Below are 15,235 nucleotides of genomic sequence, written 5' to 3'. Positions count from 1 at the left end.
CAGCTTAGTCGCCGTGCCACACTGCACGACATGCGACGCCTGTTCCCTGTGACGTACGAAACAGCAGATGGCAAGGGGTACGAGGGGAGGGAGGCGAGCCCGAAGGGGCGTGAGTGGAGCCTCGACGAACTCGCCGACGCCTACGCCTACCCGCCCGAGGCCGGGCCCGCGCCGTGGCTGCGGGCCAACATGGTCTCCACGCTCGACGGGGCCGCCCAGCACGACGGCCGCTCCCAGCCCATCTCCTGCGACACCGACATGCGGATCTTCGGCACGCTGCGCGCGCTCGCCGACGTCGTCGTGGTCGGCGCGCAGACGGTCCGCCAGGAGGGCTACCGGCCCGCCCGCGCGCGTGAGGCGTTCGCGGAGCGGAGGAAGGCCGCCGGGCAGGGACCCGCCCCGCAGATCGCCGTGATCAGCGCGAGCCTCGACCTCGACTTCGGCCTGCCCCTGTTCACCGACCCGCTGGTGCCGACGCTGCTGCTCACCGGCGCGGGCGCCTCGGCGGACCGCGTCGCCGCGGCGCGCGCGGCGGGCGTGGAGGTGCTGATCGCGGGCGACGGCGCCGCGGTCGAACCGGACCGTGCGGTGGCGATGCTCGGCGAGCGGGGCCTGCGGCGCCTGCTCACCGAGGGCGGGCCGCGGATGCTCGGTCAGTTCGTGGCGGGCGGGGTACTCGACGAGCTGTGCCTGACCGTGTCCCCGATGCTGACCGCGGGGGACGCCCAGCGGATCGCCGGCGGCCCGACCCTGGCCGTCCCGGCACGGTTCGAACTGGCGTCCCTATTGGAGGAGGGAGGGTTCCTCTTCAGCCGTTATGCCCGGCAGCGGGCCGGGCATTGACCGCTACCGCGGGCAGCGCGGCGACATTCGGCGGAATGAGTCGTTCCGTTTAGCGTTGGCTGGGCACACTACATCTCGCAGACCCCGTGCGAATGCGGGGCAGGATGGTTTCCGCAGGTCCGCTGGTCCACCCGGAGGGTCGTCGTCAGTCGGCCCACGGTAGGAGAAGAAGGGCGCCCGTCGTGTTCACGAGCGTATTGATGATCGAGAAGGCTCTGACCTCCGCCGACGTGGAGTTCGTCACCACGTTGCACGGAGAGGAGGAAGTCTCCTTCCACGTGCTGCTCCAGCCCCGCGGGGACCAGGCCGACCGCCTGCTGCGGGCCATCGACGACGTCGCGATGGGGGAGTTCGACGAGGCGGGCAAGGAGAGCGAGGTGCCCGAGGGCGACGAGGCCAAGGGCCCCGCGGAGAAGGCCCTCGCCGTCTCCCTCGCCGCACTGCACCAGGCGGGCAGCGAGGCGGTGGGCCGACTCATCGAGGACCACCCGCTGGACGCCCTCAAGGCACTCGTCGGCGAGGTGAAGGCGGACGAGGTCATCGTGCTGACCGATCCGCACTACGTCGAGGAGTTCTTCCACCGGGATTGGGCCTCGCGCGCCCGCCACCAGGTCGGCGTACCGGTCCTGAAGCTGTTCTCGCACAGCAAGGCGTAACGGGGAGAGGTGCGGGGCGGCGCGGGCCGAGGCAATAGGCTGGGGCCCGTGCCGTGGTCGCCCGGACCACGGATCAGGACATCCGAGAACCCCAGGGGAGACCACGCATGGCACCCGGCCTGCCGCATTCCGCCGCCGACATGGACCGACCGCACTTCATCGGCATCGGCGGCGCCGGCATGTCGGGCATCGCCAAGATCCTCGCCCAGCGCGGCGCGCGGGTGGCGGGCAGCGACGCCCGTGAGTCCGCCACGGCGCAGGCGCTGCGCGAGCTCGGCGCGACGGTGCACATCGGCCACGACGCCGCGCACCTCGCCTCCGACGCCACCTGCGTGGTCGTCTCCTCGGCCATCCGCGAGGACAACCCGGAGCTGGCCCGCGCCAAGGAGCTCGGCGTCCCGGTCGTGCACCGCTCGGACGCCCTCGCCTCCCTGATGGACGGCCTGCGCCCGATCGCGGTGGCGGGCACGCACGGCAAGACGACCACGACGTCGATGCTCGCGGTGTCCCTGAAGTCCCTCGGCCTCAACCCGTCCTACGCCATCGGCGGCGACCTGGACGTCCCCGGTTCCAACGCCGATCACGGCGAGGGCGAGATCTTCGTCGCCGAGGCCGACGAATCGGACCGCAGCTTCCACAAGTACGCGCCGGAAGTCGCGATCATCCTCAACGTCGAGCTCGACCACCACGCGAACTACGCGTCCATGGACGAGATCTACGAGTCCTTCGAGACGTTCACGCGGAAGATCACCCCCGGCGGCACCCTCGTCATCGCCGCGGACCAGGCGGGCGCGGCCGAGCTGACCCGCCGGGTGAGGGACACGACCTCCCTCAAGGTCGTCACCTACGGTGAGTCCGAGGGCGCGGACATCCGCATCCACAAGATCACCCCGCGCGGCCTGGCCAGCGAGGTGACCGTCCTCCTGGACGGCAAGCTGCTGACCTTCACGGTCTCGGTCCCCGGCCGCCACTACGCGCAGAACGCGGTGGCGGCGCTCGCCGCGGGCGTCGCGATGGGCATCCCGGCCCGGAACCTCGCCTCGGCGCTCAAGTCGTACACCGGTGTCAAGCGCCGCCTCCAGCTCAAGGGCGAGGAGGGCGGCGTCCAGGTCATCGACTCCTACGCCCACCACCCCACGGAGATGACGGCCGACCTGGAGGCCATGCGCTCGGCGGCCGGCGACGCCCGCATCCTCGTGCTGTTCCAGCCCCACCTCTTCTCCCGCACCCAGGAACTGGGCAAGGAGATGGGCCAGGCCCTCGCGCTCGCGGACTCCTCGGTCGTCCTCGACATCTACCCGGCCCGCGAGGACCCGATCCCCGGCATCACCAGCACCCTGATCATCGACGCCGCGCGGGACGCGGGCGCCGACGTGCAGGCGGCCGACGACAAGGACGCCGCGGTCGCGGCGGTCGCGGGAATGGCCAAGCCCGGAGATCTTGTTCTCACCATGGGCGCGGGCGACGTCACGGACCTCGGCCCGCGGATCCTTGATCAACTGAAGGGATGAGGCACATGTCGTACGACGTCGAGAAGCCGGACGAGCAGTGGCGCACGGAGCTGACCCCGGCGGAGTACGCGGTGCTGCGCCAGGCCGGTACGGAGCCCGCGTTCCGCGGTGAGTACACCGACACGAAGACGAAGGGCGTCTACGCCTGCCGGGCCTGCGGCGCCGAGCTCTTCACGTCCACCGAGAAGTTCGAGTCGCACTGCGGCTGGCCGTCCTTCTACGACCCGAAGAACACCGACGCCGTGGAGCTCATCGAGGACCGCTCCCACGGGATGGTCCGCACCGAGGTGCGCTGCGCGCGCTGCGGCTCGCACCTCGGCCACGTCTTCGAGGGCGAGGGTTACCCGACGCCCACGGATCAGCGGTACTGCATCAACTCGATCTCCCTCACGCTGACCCCCGAAGGGGAGTGAGGGCCGGCGGCCGCGGCGGCGCTCAGCGCGTCGCCGTCGCCGCCGTCACCGGGTGGAAGCCCGGGTTGCTCACGCAGTCCGACATGCGTTCGGTGTTGGTCTCCTTGTTGATGGGGCAGGCGCCGATCACGAAGCGCGAGGAGACCCCGCCGGGGAAGGCGACCTCCACCTGATCGGCGTACTTGTGCGTGTCGCCGATGGTCTCGTTCACGTCGATGCCGTTCGGGGCGTCGATGTAGTAGTTGTACGCGCCGCCCTTCATCCACTTGGTCCACTTCTTGAAGAGGTCGTGGTCACGCGTGGTGGAGACGAACGGTGACGGCTGGTTCCTGAGGACGTACTGCTCCAGGTCGTACTGGCCGTTCACGGTGTCCTTCGGCGCGAAGCCCTCCTTGAAGATCACCGCCGGGGCGCGGCCGTCCGCCCGGTACAGCGTCTGACAGTCGTTGCGGTACTCCGGTTCCGGCGAGATCCGCTCCAGGGGGACGCGGTCGATGGCCGCGTACAGGCGGTCCGGGACGACGGGGCAGGAGGAGGGCGCGGCCTTCGCGACGGAGGCCGTGGACTTCGCGGTGTCGGCGTCCGGGGCACTGGCCGTGGCCGACGGAGCGGAGGCGAGGGCCAGCACGGAGACCGCGGCGGCGGGCAGGGCGGCGAGGCGGCGCACGGTACGGGGAAGCTTGTTGATCATCATGAGCAGAACCTTCGGGGCCCACGACCAAGATCCCCGCCAATCACCGGATCGTGGGCGTGTGCGGGCGCGTGTCCACCCGGAGTTCCTTGATCCCGTTGATGAAGTTCGACACCAGGCGCTTCGGCGGTGCCGCGAGCGTCAGGGCCGGCAGCGCCCGGCCCACCTCCTCGTACAGCGCCCGGAGTTGGAGGCGGGCGAAGTGGGCGCCCAGGCAGACGTGCGGGCCGTCGCCGAAGGAGACGTGGGGGTTGGGGGTGCGTGCCAGGTCCAGGGCGAACGGGTCGGGGAAGACGCGTTCGTCGTGGTTGGCGGAGGCGTGCAGGACGACCACCTTGTCACCGCGCCCGATGCGGGCGCCCGCGAGGGTCGTGTCCTCGGTCGCCGTGCGGCGGAAGGTCAGGACCGGCGGGTGGCGGCGCAGCAGCTCGTCGAGCGCGAGCGCCGAGTCGGCCTTCCCTGTGCGGAGTTGCTCGTACGCGGACGGGGTCTCGGCGAGCAGGGCCAGGCCGCCCGGGGCCGCGCTGCGGACCGTGTCGTTGCCCGCGATCGTCAGGAGGAAGAAGAACATCTGGCGTTCGGGCGGCGTGAGATCGCGGTCGGCGGCGAGCGTCGTCATGATGTCGTCGGCGGGGTGGGCGCGCTTGTGGGCCGTCAGTTCGTCGGCGTACGCGAACATGTCGGCGAGCGCCGAGGGCGAGCGCGGGTTCACCGGCGGGCCCGTGCCTTCCGCCGTCGCCTCGTCCGGGTCCTGGTAGCCGATGACGCGGCGCGTCCAGTGCAGCAGCAGCGCGCGGTCGGACTCCGGGACGCCCAGGAGGTCGGCGAGGTTCAGGAGGGCGTAGTCGTCGGTGACCGTGGCGACGAGGTCCACCGTGTCCGCGTCCGTGTCCGCGGCCTCGTCGAGTGCCTTGCGCAGCAGGGTTCTCGCCCGGTCGCGCACCGATTCGCCGAACGCCTCCACGCGGCGCGGGGTGAACGCCCGGCTCACCAGGCGGCGCAGTCTGCCGTGGTCCGGCGGGTCCTGGTTGAGCATCATGCCGCGGATGAACGGGAGGTCCGCCGGGTCCGGATCGCGGATCTGGGTCGCGCCCAGGTACGAGGAGTACGCCGACGCGTCCTTGAGGACCCGGACCACGTCCGCGTGCCGGGAGACCGCCCAGAAGCCGGGGCCCTCCGGCCAGCCGAGGACCGCGGGCTCTTCCTGCCAGGCCACCGGGTGGTGCTCGCGCAGCGTCCGGTAGCGCTCGTGCGGGACGCCCGCGGCGTACAGGCGGGGGTCGAAGACGTCGGGGACGGCAGGCGTCACGAGCGGTCCGCCCGCAGGAAGTCCTCCATGACGCGGATCAGCGAGAGCGGCGCCTCGTCCATCGCGTAGTGGCCGCACACGGGGAGGTCGACGAGCTCGCCGCGGGTGAACCAGGTCAGCCACGTCGAACGCATCAGGGGCGCGGACAGGGCCGGGTCGAGCTGCCCGGTGACCGCGAGCGCGGGGACCGTACAGGGCTCCAGGTCCGTGTGGAAGTCGTCGCCGGTCCACGAGTCGAGCCAGGCCCGGAACGCCTTGGCGTCGCTGCACGCGAGCGAGCGCTCCACCATGCGGTCCAGCCATGCGGCGGGGCGCACACCGCCCGTGGTGACGTCGATGATCGCGCGGCGGTTGGCGGGGGAGGAGTCGGCCGTCACGAACAGCTCCCACTGCTCGGGCGGCATGGGAAGCCCGGACGCCGGAACGGGCGAGATGCCCACGATGCGGCGCACCCGGTGCCGCGCGTTCGCCACCACGCGCTGCGCCACGCTGCCGCCCATGGAGTGCCCGATCAGCGAGAACCGCTCCCAGCCGAGCCGGTCCGCGAGGTCGAGCACGTCCGCCGCGGCCTCGGCCGTCGTGCACGCGCCCGGCGTCTGTTTCGCCTCCCCGTAGCCGCGCAGGTCCACCAGCGCGTACTGGAAGGAGACGCGGTCGAGGTCGGGCACGATCGGCGCGTAGGCGGCGCGGTCGGCGAACCAGCCGTGCACCGCGATCACCTTGTGCGGGCCGTCACCGTGCAGTTCGTACGGCAGGACGAAGGACGAGGCCACGTCGACTCCCCAGGGTGTGGAACTTCAGCGGTGCCGGACGTCTCCACGGTGGCGCGGGGCCGGGCCCGGCCACAAGAGGGCGCACGCGCGCGTGGTCGGGTGCGCCGTGCCCCATCGGCGACAATGGACGGGTGACCTCCCCGCAAGCCCCTCTCGACCGTCCCGACCTGCGCGCCGACTGCGCGAACTGCTTCGGCCTGTGCTGTGTCGCCCTCCCCTTCGCCAAGTCCCACGACTTCGCGCACAACAAGAACGCGGGCACGCCCTGCCGCAACCTCCAGGACGACTTCCGCTGCGGCATCCACGCCGTGCTGCGCGACGAGGGCTACCCCGGCTGCACCGTCTTCGACTGCTTCGGCGCGGGGCAGCAGGTCTCCCAGGTGACCTTCGAGTGCGTCGGCTGGCGCGAGCGGCCCGAGAGCTCCAGGGCCATGTACGAGGTCTTCCCCGTCATGCGGCAACTGCACGAACTGCTCTGGTACTTGAGCGACGTACTGGAGCTGGACGCCGCCTCCGCGGTGCACGGCGACGCCCGGCGGGCCCGCGAGGACATCGAGCGGCTGACACGCGCGCGCAGCGACGAACTCGTCGCCGCCGACGTGCCGGCCGTCCGAGGCGAGGTGAACACCCTTCTACTGAAGGCGAGCGAACTGGTGCGCTCCGGTGTGCCCGGCGCCCTGGGCCGCAAGAAGAACCACCGGGGCGCCGACCTGGTGGGGGCCCGCTTCAAGAAGGCCGACCTGCGGGGCGCCAATCTGCGCGGCGCCCTGCTCGTGGCCGCCGACCTCACGGGCGCCGACCTACGCTCGGCCGACCTGATCGGCGCCGACCTGCGGGACGCCCGGATCGAGGGCGCCGACCTCACCGGGGCGCTGTTCCTCACCCAGGCGCAGGTGAACGCGGCGCGCGGCGACGCCGCCACCCGCATCCCTGCGGGCCTGCGGCGCCCCGCGCACTGGGCGTAGCGCCGCAGGCCCGTCGGATCAGGCGCAGACCGAAGGCAGCGCCCGCGCAAGCGCCTTGAGGTGCAGCGCGTCGAACCCGCGCGCGTGGGCGTCGTGGAGCGCCGCAGCCGTCAGCAGCGGCGTGCAGGCGGGGGACGTGCGGGTGGCGGCCACCTCCCGCAGCGCGCCCAGGAGGCGCGTCGTGATCCGGTCGAGCTGCGGCCTGACCTCCTTGGCGAGGTCGGGGCGCTCGGTCGGTCGCTGCTCGGGGTGGGCGTCCCAGCGGGCGTAAAGGCCGCGCTGCACCACCTTGTTGGCCTCGATCTGGTCCCGGAAGACGGGCCGCGCGAACGCCGGGTCGATGCCGAGGTCCGCCGAGCGCCCCGCCACGTCGTCGAGGATCTGTTGCTCGCGCGCCGGGTCGTCGATCGGCGCGTCCGTGCCGTACTTGGCCGCCGCGACCTTGTCCGCGAGGGCCAGCCGCTCTGTCGCGAGCGAGGTGATCGCGGCGAGCGCGCGCGGGTCGGCGTGGGCGGCCCGCGCGGCGACGGGTGCCGCCGGGGCCGCGGTCGCCGGGAGGGCCGCACCGCCGAGGGCGAGCGCGGTGGCGGCCCCCAGGGTGACCAGGCGGCGGGCAGTGATCGACGTGGTCCTGATGCGCAAGGCGGGTCCTTCGGCTCGTACGGGCAACGGGCATGCGTTTCCCCGAACGTACGTCGAACAATCCCGGTTCACGCGATGGTGCGATCATGTACCGCCCCGTGGATGCCGGTTGACGGCCACGGGTAGGGCCGCGCCCATGACACACGAGTCCGCACAGCCCTTCCAGTTGCCGCGCTTCTACATGCCGTACCGGGCCCGGCTCAATCCGCACCTGGACGAGGCGCGGGCCCATTCCACGGTGTGGGCCCGCGAGATGGGGATGCTGGAGGGCAGCGGTGTCTGGGACCAGGACGACCTCGACGCGCACGACTACGGCCTGCTGTGCGCGTACACGCACCCCGACTGCGAAGGGCCGGCCCTCTCCCTGATCACCGACTGGTACGTGTGGGTCTTCTTCTTCGACGACCACTTCCTGGACATGTACAAGCGCACGAACGACCGTGCGGCCGGCAAGGCGCACCTGGACCGGCTGCCGCTGTTCATGCCGATGGAGCTCGACACGCCCGTGCCCGAGCCCGAGAACCCGGTCGAGGCGGGCCTCATCGACCTGTGGCGGCGCACCGTGCCCGCCATGTCCATGGACTGGCGGCGGCGCTTCGCGGAGTCGACCGAGCACCTCCTGAACGAGTCGATGTGGGAGCTGTCCAACATCAACGAGGGGCGGATCGCCAACCCCGTCGAGTACATCGAGATGCGCCGCAAGGTGGGCGGCGCCCCGTGGTCCGCGGGCCTGGTGGAGTACGCGACGGCCGAAGTCCCGGCGTCCGTCGCGCAGTCGCGGCCACTGCGTGTCCTCATGGAGACGTTCGCCGACGCGGTGCACCTGCGCAACGACCTGTTCTCCTACGAGCGGGAGGTCAGGGACGAGGGCGAACTCTCCAACGGAGTCCTGGTGTTGGAGACCTTCTTCGGCTGCACGACCCAGGAGGCCGCGGAGGCCGTCAACGACGTGCTGACCTCACGGCTGCACCAGTTCGAGCACACCGCGCTGACCGAGGTGCCCGCCCTCTCCATGGAGAAGGGCCTCACTCCGGACGAGGTCGCCGCGGTCGCCGCGTACGCGCGCGGGCTTCAGGACTGGCAGTCCGGCGGCCACGAGTGGCACATGCGCTCGAGCCGCTACATGAACAAGGAGGCCGCCGCGCGGTCCGAACCGGCCCTGGGCGGGCCGAGCGGCCTCGGGACCGGCGCCACGGACGTCCGGGCGCTGCTCGCCGACGTCGGTGCCGAGCGCCTGCGCGCGTACACGCACGTGCCGTTCCAGAAGGTCGGCCCCTCCCTGATCCCCGACATCCACATGCCGTTCGCCCTGAGCCTCAACCCGGAGCTCGACGGGGCCCGCGAACGGCTGCTCCCCTGGGCGCACCGCATGGGCATCCTCGGCGAGGGCGTCTGGGACGAGGACAAACTCCGCGCCTACGACCTGCCGTTGTGCGCCGCGGGCCTCGATCCGGACGGCTCGGCGGAGGCGCTCGACCTCAGTTCCCAGTGGCTCGCCTGGGGCACCTACGGGGACGACTACTACCCGCTGATCTTCGGGCACCGCCGCGACCCGGCCGCCGCCAAGGCGTGCACCGCGCGGCTCTCCGACTGCATGCCCGTGAACGGCGAGGAGATCCCGCCGCCCGCGGGCGCCATGGAGCGCGGCCTCGCCGACCTGTGGCGGCGCACCACGGCCGCGATGACCCCGGAGCAGCGGCGCACCCTGAAGGACTCCGTGGAGGTGATGACGGAGAGCTGGGTGTGGGAGGTCGCGGGCCAGCTCCAGAACCGCGTCCCCGACCCCGTCGACTACCTGGAGATGCGCCGCGCCACCTTCGGCTCCGACCTCACCCTGAGCCTGTGCCGGATGGGCCACGGGCCCGCCGTGCCGCCCGAGATCTACCGCACGGGCCCGGTGCGCGCCCTGGAGAACTCGGCCGTCGACTACGCGTGCCTGCTCAACGACGTGTTCTCGTACCAGAAGGAGATCGAGTACGAGGGCGAGATCCACAACGCGGTCCTGGTCGTGCAGAACTTCTTCGGCGCGGACTATCCGACGGCCGTCGGCATCGTGAACGACCTGATGACGAAGCGCATGCGGCAGTTCGAGCACATCGTCGAGCACGAACTCCCCGTCCTGTACGAGGACTTCGCACTCGACCGGGAGGCGCGCGCGGCGCTCGACGGCTATGTCGAGGACCTGCGGAACTGGACGGCCGGCATCCTCAACTGGCACGCGAACGTGGACCGTTACCGCGACGCGTGGCTCGGGCGCCGCGCCCACGGCTTCGTCCCCGGCCGTGTTCCGGCGCCTCCGGTTCCGATTGGTTTCAAGAACTGCACGTCCGGATTGGGTGATTCGGGGAACTTTGCTGGGGCACCAGCCGTCTTGTGAGGTGAGACGGCCGTTCACGGCCGCGACAGGACGGCCGTCCGCGGCCGTGCAACGGGGACTTTGCAAGAACACACGGGGGTGTTCTTTTCATGACCGAAATCTTCGAGCGCATCACGGACAAACTCACCGGGGTCGAGGAGGCCGCGAGCGAGATCGCCGCGGCCGCCGTGGGGGAACTGGCGCCGTACGTGGCGCCGTTGACGGTGCCGCCGGTGCTGCGGCCCGGCTCCGGTGACGTCCGGCAGGAAACGGAGATCGCGCTGCGGCCCACGTGGCAGCGGCTCCACCCGCAGCTCCCGCCGACTCTGATGTGGGGATACGGCGTCGAGACGGCCTCGGTGCCGGGCCCGACCATCGAGGTGCGGCGTGGCGAGCGCGTCCGCATCGCCTGGACCAACCGCATTCCCCAGGGCAGCGAGTACCCGGTGACGTCGGTGGAGGTGCCCAATCCGCCGGCCGAGCCGGGGCAGGACCCGCCGCCCCCGCCGACCACGCTGCCCGGCCGCGGCGGCGTCGCGGCGAACGCGGACGTGGCCGCGCTGCCCGCCTGGACCGTGACGCACCTGCACGGCGCGCAGACGGGCGGCGGCAACGACGGCTGGGCGGACAACGCGGTGGGCTTCGGCGACGCCCAGCTCTCCGAGTACCCGAACGACCACCAGGCGGTGCAGTGGTGGTACCACGACCACGCCATGAACATCACGCGGTGGAACGTGTACGCGGGCCTCTACGGCACATACCTGGTCAGGGACGACGAGGAGGACGCCCTCGGGCTCCCCTCCGGGGAGCGGGAGATCCCGCTGCTGCTCGCCGACCGGAACCTGGACACGGACGAGGACGGCAGGCTGAACGGCAGGCTGCTGCACAAGACCGTGATCGTCGACCCGGCGAACGAGGAGACGGGCAAGCCCGTCAGCATCCCGTTCAGCGGCCCGTACACGACGGTCAACGGGCGGATCTGGCCCTACGCGCAGGTGGACGCGGGCTGGTACCGCTTCCGCCTGGTGAACGCGTCGAACGCGCGGATCTACAACCTCGTCCTGATCGACGAGGACGGCGACCCGGTGCCCGGCGTCGTGCACCAGATCGGCAGCGACGGCGGACTGCTGCCGCGGCCCGTCCCGATCGACTTCGGCAGCGGCCCGTCGGCGCTGCCGACGCTGCCCGTCGCGCCCGCCGAGCGCATGGACCTGCTCATCGACTTCGCGTCCCTCGCGGGCAAGCGGGTGCGGCTGGTCGACAAGGGCCGCAACGCGGCGCCGGGTGAGCCGGACGTGCCCGGCGACGTGCGCTACCCGCACGTCATGGAGTTCCGGGTGGGCGAGTGCGGCGACCCGGACCCGTTCGTGCTGCCCGAGGTGCTGTCCGGGTCCTTCCGCAGGCTCACCCACGACATCGAGCACGGCCACCGGCTGATCGTCCTGACGCCGCCCGCGACCAAGGGCGGCGGCGGACACCCGGAGATCTGGGAGATGGCGGAGGTCACCGAGGGCGCGGCGGGCGCCGAGGACATCCAGATCCCCGGCGACGGCGTCATCCAGCTCGTCGACGACAAGGGCGCGTTGAAGACGTACCGGCGCATCGCCCGGACCTTCAACGACGGGCTCGGCTTCACCATCGGCGAGGGCACCCACGAGCAGTGGAGCTTCCTCAACCTCGCCGTGAACCCGCCGGTCGTGCACCCGATGCACATCCACCTCGCCGACTTCCAGATCCTCGGCCGGGACGTGTACGACGTCTCCGGGTTCGACGTCGAGGTGGGCGGCACGGTCAAGCCGGTCGCGTTCGACCCGACGCAGGTGGTCCCGCTGCCGCCCAACGAGCAGGGGTACAAGGACGTGTTCCGCGCCCTGCCCGGCCAGATGCTGCGGGTGATGGGCACCTTCGACGGGGCGTACGGCCGGTTCATGTACCACTGCCACCTTCTGGAGCACGAGGACATGGGCATGATGCGGCCCTTCGTGGTGCTGCCGAAGGAGGCCCTGAAGTTCGACCACGGGGCCGGGCACGGCGGTGGTCACGGGGGCCACACCGGCTGACCGGTCGGAAGCGGGGAGTCGCACGGGGTGCCGGGCGCCGGCGTTCGAGCCGGCCCCGGCACTCTCACTCGTTCGTGGATCGTCGTGGGCGTACGCGGAGGGTAGGGCTCTGGCCGTGGCCGAGTGAGCCAGGGACCGGAGGCGGGCGACCCCATGGAACAGACTGCGTTGCGTCCCAAGTCGATGCCCGGATCCGGGGGCCGGGCCGCGGCCACGGCGTCGGGGCCCGAGGGCGCGGCCGACCCGCCGAAACGCCCCGGGCCGCCGTCCGGGCCCGGCAGGCCGGGCGCCGCCCGGCGACGCGGCGGGCGCCTGTGCAGCGTGCTGTGCGGGCTGCTGTGCGCCGTCGTCCTTGTCCTCGCGGGCATCGGCCTCGGCACCGTGGGAGCCACCGTCATCGGCATGAGCAAGCTCGCCGAACTGAAGCGGCAGGCCCCGCCCGCGGCGCGGCCCGCCGCCCCGCCGCCGAGCAGCCCCGCCCCCACACCGGGCCCCACCAGGGCGCCCGCGCCGCCCGAGTCGCCGCCGGTGAGGGGCGGGCTCGGAGTGGAGGTCGTCGACGCCCCCAAGGCGTCCGGCGCGCTCGTCGTGGCCGTGCACGTCCCGGGCCCCGGCTACACCGGTCGTCTGGTCCGCGGCGACGTCCTGGTGGGCCTCGGCGCCCGGCGCGTCGGCTCCGCGCTCGACCTGGCGGCGCACGTGGCCGACGTGGCGGAGGCCAGGCCCGGACGGCAGGTCGTGGTCACCGTCCGGCACGCGAACGGGGAGCTCCAGAAACTGGCGGTCACACCGGGGGTGGTCACATGACGTCCGCGTTCGGCGCGCGCCCCGCCCACGGCGCCTGAAATCATGGGCAGAGGTCGGTCTCGCGCCGCCCCGCGCCGCCGGGCAGGATGGCTGCTCGTACGACGCCCGCGCCCATCCGTACGAAAGGTCAGGACATGACGACCGGTACACCCGCGCCCTTCACCGCCGCCGACTACAAGGCCCGCATGGACCGTGCCGCGCAGTCCGCCGCCGACGCGGGGCTCGCAGGGGTGCTGGTCGCGCCGGGCCCCGACCTCGTATGGCTCACCGGCTACCACGTGCCGGCCGACACCGAGCGGCTCACCCTGCTCGTCCTCGCGGCCGGCCAGGAGCCCACGCTCGTCGTGCCGACCCTGGAGGCACCCGACGCCGCGAAGGCCGCGGGCGCCGACGCGATGACGCTGCGTGACTGGACCGACGGAAAGAACCCGTACGACGTCACGGCCCCGCTGCTCCGATCGGTCGGGGGCCCGGGCCGCTTCGGGGTGAGCGACAACGCCTGGGCGATGCATCTGCTGGGCCTCCAGCAGACCCTGCCCGAGTCCTCGTACGTCTCGCTCACCGAGGCCCTGCCGATGCTGCGCGGCGTGAAGGACGCCGCCGAGCTGGAGCGGCTCGCCGCTGCGGGCGCCGCGGCGGACGCCACGTACGAGGAGATCAAGAAGGTCGCCTTCGCGGGCCGCAAGGAGAACAACATCGCCCGCGAACTGTCCGACCTGCTGAAGCGGTTCGGGCACTCGCAGGTCGACTTCACCGTCGTCGGCTCGGGCCCGAACGGCGCCAATCCGCACCACGAGGCGAGCGACCGCGTCATCCAGGACGGCGACATGGTGGTGCTCGACTTCGGCGGCCTCAAGCACGGCTACGGCTCCGACACCACCCGCACCGTGCACGTCGGCGAGCCGACCGACGAGGAGCGCGAGGTCCACGACATCGTCCGGGAGGCGCAGACCGCTGCCTGCGAAGCGGTGAAGCCGGGCATCGCCTGTCAGGACGTCGACCGGGTCGCCCGCAAGGTCATCACGGACGCCGGGTACGGCGAGTACTTCATCCACCGCACCGGGCACGGCATCGGCGTCACCACCCACGAACCGCCCTACATGATCGAGGGCGAGGAGCAGGAGCTGGTGCCCGGCATGTGCTTCTCCGTCGAACCCGGCATCTACCTGCCGGGCCGGTTCGGCGTCCGCGTCGAGGACATCGTGACCGTCACCGAGGACGGCGGCAGGCGCCTCAACGCGACGGCGCGCGAGCTGGCGATCGTGGGCTGAGGGGCCATGCCGTCGACGCCGCGGCAGCCCACTGCCGACGCCGTGCGCCGCGTCCTGGAGGCGATGCTCCCGGACGGTGGCGCACCCGAGGCGCGCCCCGTCACCGAGGGCGGCGAACACTCCACGTGGTGGGTGGGCAGGACGCATGTGCTGCGCCTCGCCACCGACGGGGCGATGTCCGCGCGGCTGCGGCGCGAGGTGCGGCTGCGTGAACTCGTCCGCCCGCATGTCCCGGTCGCCGTGCCCGCCTCCGTCGCGACGGGGGAGTGGGCGCCCGGCCTCGCCTGCACGCTCGACAAGCGGTTGCCCGGGGAGTCCGCCGAGGTCAGGGACGTCACCGCGGCCGGCGAGGAGGATCTCGCCGGGCTGCTCGCGGGGCTGCGGGCGGTGCCGGTCGCGCGGACCGGGCCGCTCGGTGTGCCGAAGGTGGCGCCGCGCTCCCTGGAGAGCCTGCGCCGCGAGGCGGGCGCCGCCGCCCTGAAGCTCGACGCGGACGGCGAGTTCGAGGCCGAGCGGCTCGATCAGCTCGCCGCGCGGGCCGTCGCGCAGCTCGTCCCGCAGCCCGACACCGTGTTCGTCCACCACGACCTCAAGGGCGAGCATCTGACGGTGTCGGCGGACGGCCGGGTGCGCGGCGTCCTCGACTGGGCCGACGCGGCCGTCGGCGACGCGGCGGAGGACATCGCCGGGCTCACGATCGCCGTGGGCGCCAGGGCCGCGGTCCGCTCCGCGACGCTCGCGGGGTACGGACCGCGCTCGTGCCTGCGGGGTCTGTGGCTGGCCCGGTGCGATGTCCTCGTGCGGCTCGGCGACCGGCTGTACGGCGCCGACGACAGCCCCGTGGGGCTGCTGCGGGTGCAGCTGGAGCGGGCGTGGGAGGCGATCCTGCTGGAGCTGGTGTCGGAGGGCTGAACCGCCTCCTGCCCGCTGCCGCGTCC

14 protein-coding genes are annotated in these 15,235 nt (G+C 72.3%); 10 read left to right on the top strand and 4 right to left on the bottom strand.

Annotated features, from left to right (window positions below; translation table 11 throughout):
• The first annotated feature begins 30 nt into the window (after positions 1-30).
• The 4 genes from ACNYS0_RS11065 to msrB all read left to right on the top strand — a co-directional run bounded on the left by ACNYS0_RS11065 (position 31) and on the right by msrB (position 3,423).
• Positions 31-843: a pyrimidine reductase family protein gene (locus ACNYS0_RS11065; protein ID WP_422472820.1), complete on the top strand. Its 813-nt coding sequence runs from the start codon at positions 31-33 to the stop codon at positions 841-843.
• 200 nt (positions 844-1,043) lie between these two features.
• Positions 1,044-1,499, top strand: coding sequence for an indole-3-glycerol phosphate synthase (locus ACNYS0_RS11060; protein WP_422434539.1), 456 nt, complete (start codon positions 1,044-1,046; stop codon positions 1,497-1,499).
• 107 nt (positions 1,500-1,606) lie between these two features.
• Complete coding sequence (gene murC / locus ACNYS0_RS11055) at positions 1,607-3,010, top strand: UDP-N-acetylmuramate--L-alanine ligase (protein ID WP_422472818.1); 1,404 nt, start codon at positions 1,607-1,609, stop codon at positions 3,008-3,010.
• Positions 3,011-3,015: 5 nt separating this feature from the next.
• Positions 3,016-3,423 carry a peptide-methionine (R)-S-oxide reductase MsrB gene (msrB, locus tag ACNYS0_RS11050; protein ID WP_422472816.1) on the top strand — a complete coding sequence of 136 codons (408 nt, stop codon included), beginning with the start codon at positions 3,016-3,018 and terminating at the stop codon, positions 3,421-3,423.
• Positions 3,424-3,445: 22 nt separating this feature from the next.
• Here the strand turns inward: msrB and ACNYS0_RS11045 are convergent, their stop codons facing one another.
• Genes ACNYS0_RS11045 through ACNYS0_RS11035 form a run of 3 tightly spaced genes read right to left on the bottom strand, consistent with a single transcriptional unit; the run spans position 3,446 to position 6,196 of the window.
• Positions 3,446-4,114: an ADP-ribosyltransferase gene (locus ACNYS0_RS11045; protein WP_422482585.1), complete on the bottom strand. Its 669-nt coding sequence runs from the start codon at positions 4,112-4,114 to the stop codon at positions 3,446-3,448.
• Positions 4,115-4,157: 43 nt separating this feature from the next.
• A complete protein-coding gene (locus ACNYS0_RS11040) occupies positions 4,158-5,423 on the bottom strand; it encodes a cytochrome P450 (RefSeq protein ID WP_422472814.1) in 1,266 nt (421 codons plus the stop codon).
• A complete protein-coding gene (locus ACNYS0_RS11035; RefSeq protein WP_422472812.1) occupies positions 5,420-6,196 on the bottom strand; it encodes an alpha/beta fold hydrolase in 777 nt (258 codons plus the stop codon). The genes ACNYS0_RS11040 and ACNYS0_RS11035 overlap by 4 nt, the downstream gene beginning before the upstream one ends.
• A gap of 131 nt (positions 6,197-6,327) precedes the next feature.
• Here ACNYS0_RS11035 and ACNYS0_RS11030 point away from each other — a divergent pair, with 131 nt between their 5' ends.
• The gene (locus ACNYS0_RS11030; RefSeq protein WP_422472810.1) at positions 6,328-7,161 is read left to right on the top strand and encodes a pentapeptide repeat-containing protein; all 834 of its coding nucleotides are present in this window, start codon (positions 6,328-6,330) and stop codon (positions 7,159-7,161) included.
• Positions 7,162-7,179: 18 nt separating this feature from the next.
• On the opposite strand, the gene ACNYS0_RS11025 is transcribed toward ACNYS0_RS11030, so the two are convergent.
• Positions 7,180-7,803 carry a chorismate mutase gene (locus ACNYS0_RS11025; protein ID WP_422472808.1) on the bottom strand — a complete coding sequence of 208 codons (624 nt, stop codon included), beginning with the start codon at positions 7,801-7,803 and terminating at the stop codon, positions 7,180-7,182.
• Between the two features lie 136 nt (positions 7,804-7,939).
• Between ACNYS0_RS11025 and cyc2 the strand changes: the two genes are divergently transcribed.
• The 5 genes from cyc2 (at position 7,940) to ACNYS0_RS11000 (ending at position 15,209) form a co-directional block, all read left to right on the top strand.
• On the top strand, positions 7,940-10,180 hold the full coding sequence (cyc2, locus tag ACNYS0_RS11020; protein WP_422472806.1) for a germacradienol/geosmin synthase Cyc2: 2,241 nt from the start codon (positions 7,940-7,942) through the stop codon (positions 10,178-10,180).
• 89 nt (positions 10,181-10,269) lie between these two features.
• Entirely contained in the window at positions 10,270-12,219 is a 1,950-nt protein-coding gene (gene phsA / locus ACNYS0_RS11015; RefSeq protein ID WP_422472804.1) for an O-aminophenol oxidase PhsA, read from the top strand.
• A 153-nt stretch (positions 12,220-12,372) separates the two neighbouring features.
• Complete coding sequence (locus ACNYS0_RS11010; protein WP_422472802.1) at positions 12,373-13,026, top strand: PDZ domain-containing protein; 654 nt, start codon at positions 12,373-12,375, stop codon at positions 13,024-13,026.
• 134 nt (positions 13,027-13,160) lie between these two features.
• Positions 13,161-14,297: an aminopeptidase P family protein gene (locus ACNYS0_RS11005; RefSeq protein WP_422472800.1), complete on the top strand. Its 1,137-nt coding sequence runs from the start codon at positions 13,161-13,163 to the stop codon at positions 14,295-14,297.
• Between the two features lie 6 nt (positions 14,298-14,303).
• On the top strand, positions 14,304-15,209 hold the full coding sequence (locus ACNYS0_RS11000) for an aminoglycoside phosphotransferase family protein (RefSeq protein ID WP_422472798.1): 906 nt from the start codon (positions 14,304-14,306) through the stop codon (positions 15,207-15,209).
• Positions 15,210-15,235: the final 26 nt, after the last annotated feature.

The sequence above is a fragment of the Streptomyces anthophorae genome (assembly GCF_049310305.1).
In the GTDB taxonomy this organism is placed as follows: domain Bacteria; phylum Actinomycetota; class Actinomycetes; order Streptomycetales; family Streptomycetaceae; genus Streptomyces.
This window is presented reverse-complemented; position numbering and strand designations above follow the sequence as displayed.

Bases quoted from the DNA above. Each gene is read 5' to 3' on its own strand.
- ACNYS0_RS11000 (WP_422472798.1), top strand. From the start codon at position 14,304: ATGCCGTCGACGCCGCGGCAGCCCACTGCCGACGCCGTGCGCCGCGTC.
- ACNYS0_RS11060 (WP_422434539.1), top strand. From the start codon at position 1,044: ATGATCGAGAAGGCTCTGACCTCCGCCGACGTGGAGTTCGTCACCACG.
- ACNYS0_RS11045 (WP_422482585.1), bottom strand. From the start codon at position 4,114: ATGATCAACAAGCTTCCCCGTACCGTGCGCCGCCTCGCCGCCCTGCCC.
- ACNYS0_RS11065 (WP_422472820.1), top strand. From the start codon at position 31: ATGCGACGCCTGTTCCCTGTGACGTACGAAACAGCAGATGGCAAGGGG.
- ACNYS0_RS11010 (WP_422472802.1), top strand. From the start codon at position 12,373: ATGGAACAGACTGCGTTGCGTCCCAAGTCGATGCCCGGATCCGGGGGC.
- murC (WP_422472818.1), top strand. From the start codon at position 1,607: ATGGCACCCGGCCTGCCGCATTCCGCCGCCGACATGGACCGACCGCAC.
- ACNYS0_RS11005 (WP_422472800.1), top strand. From the start codon at position 13,161: ATGACGACCGGTACACCCGCGCCCTTCACCGCCGCCGACTACAAGGCC.
- msrB (WP_422472816.1), top strand. From the start codon at position 3,016: ATGTCGTACGACGTCGAGAAGCCGGACGAGCAGTGGCGCACGGAGCTG.
- cyc2 (WP_422472806.1), top strand. From the start codon at position 7,940: ATGACACACGAGTCCGCACAGCCCTTCCAGTTGCCGCGCTTCTACATG.
- phsA (WP_422472804.1), top strand. From the start codon at position 10,270: ATGACCGAAATCTTCGAGCGCATCACGGACAAACTCACCGGGGTCGAG.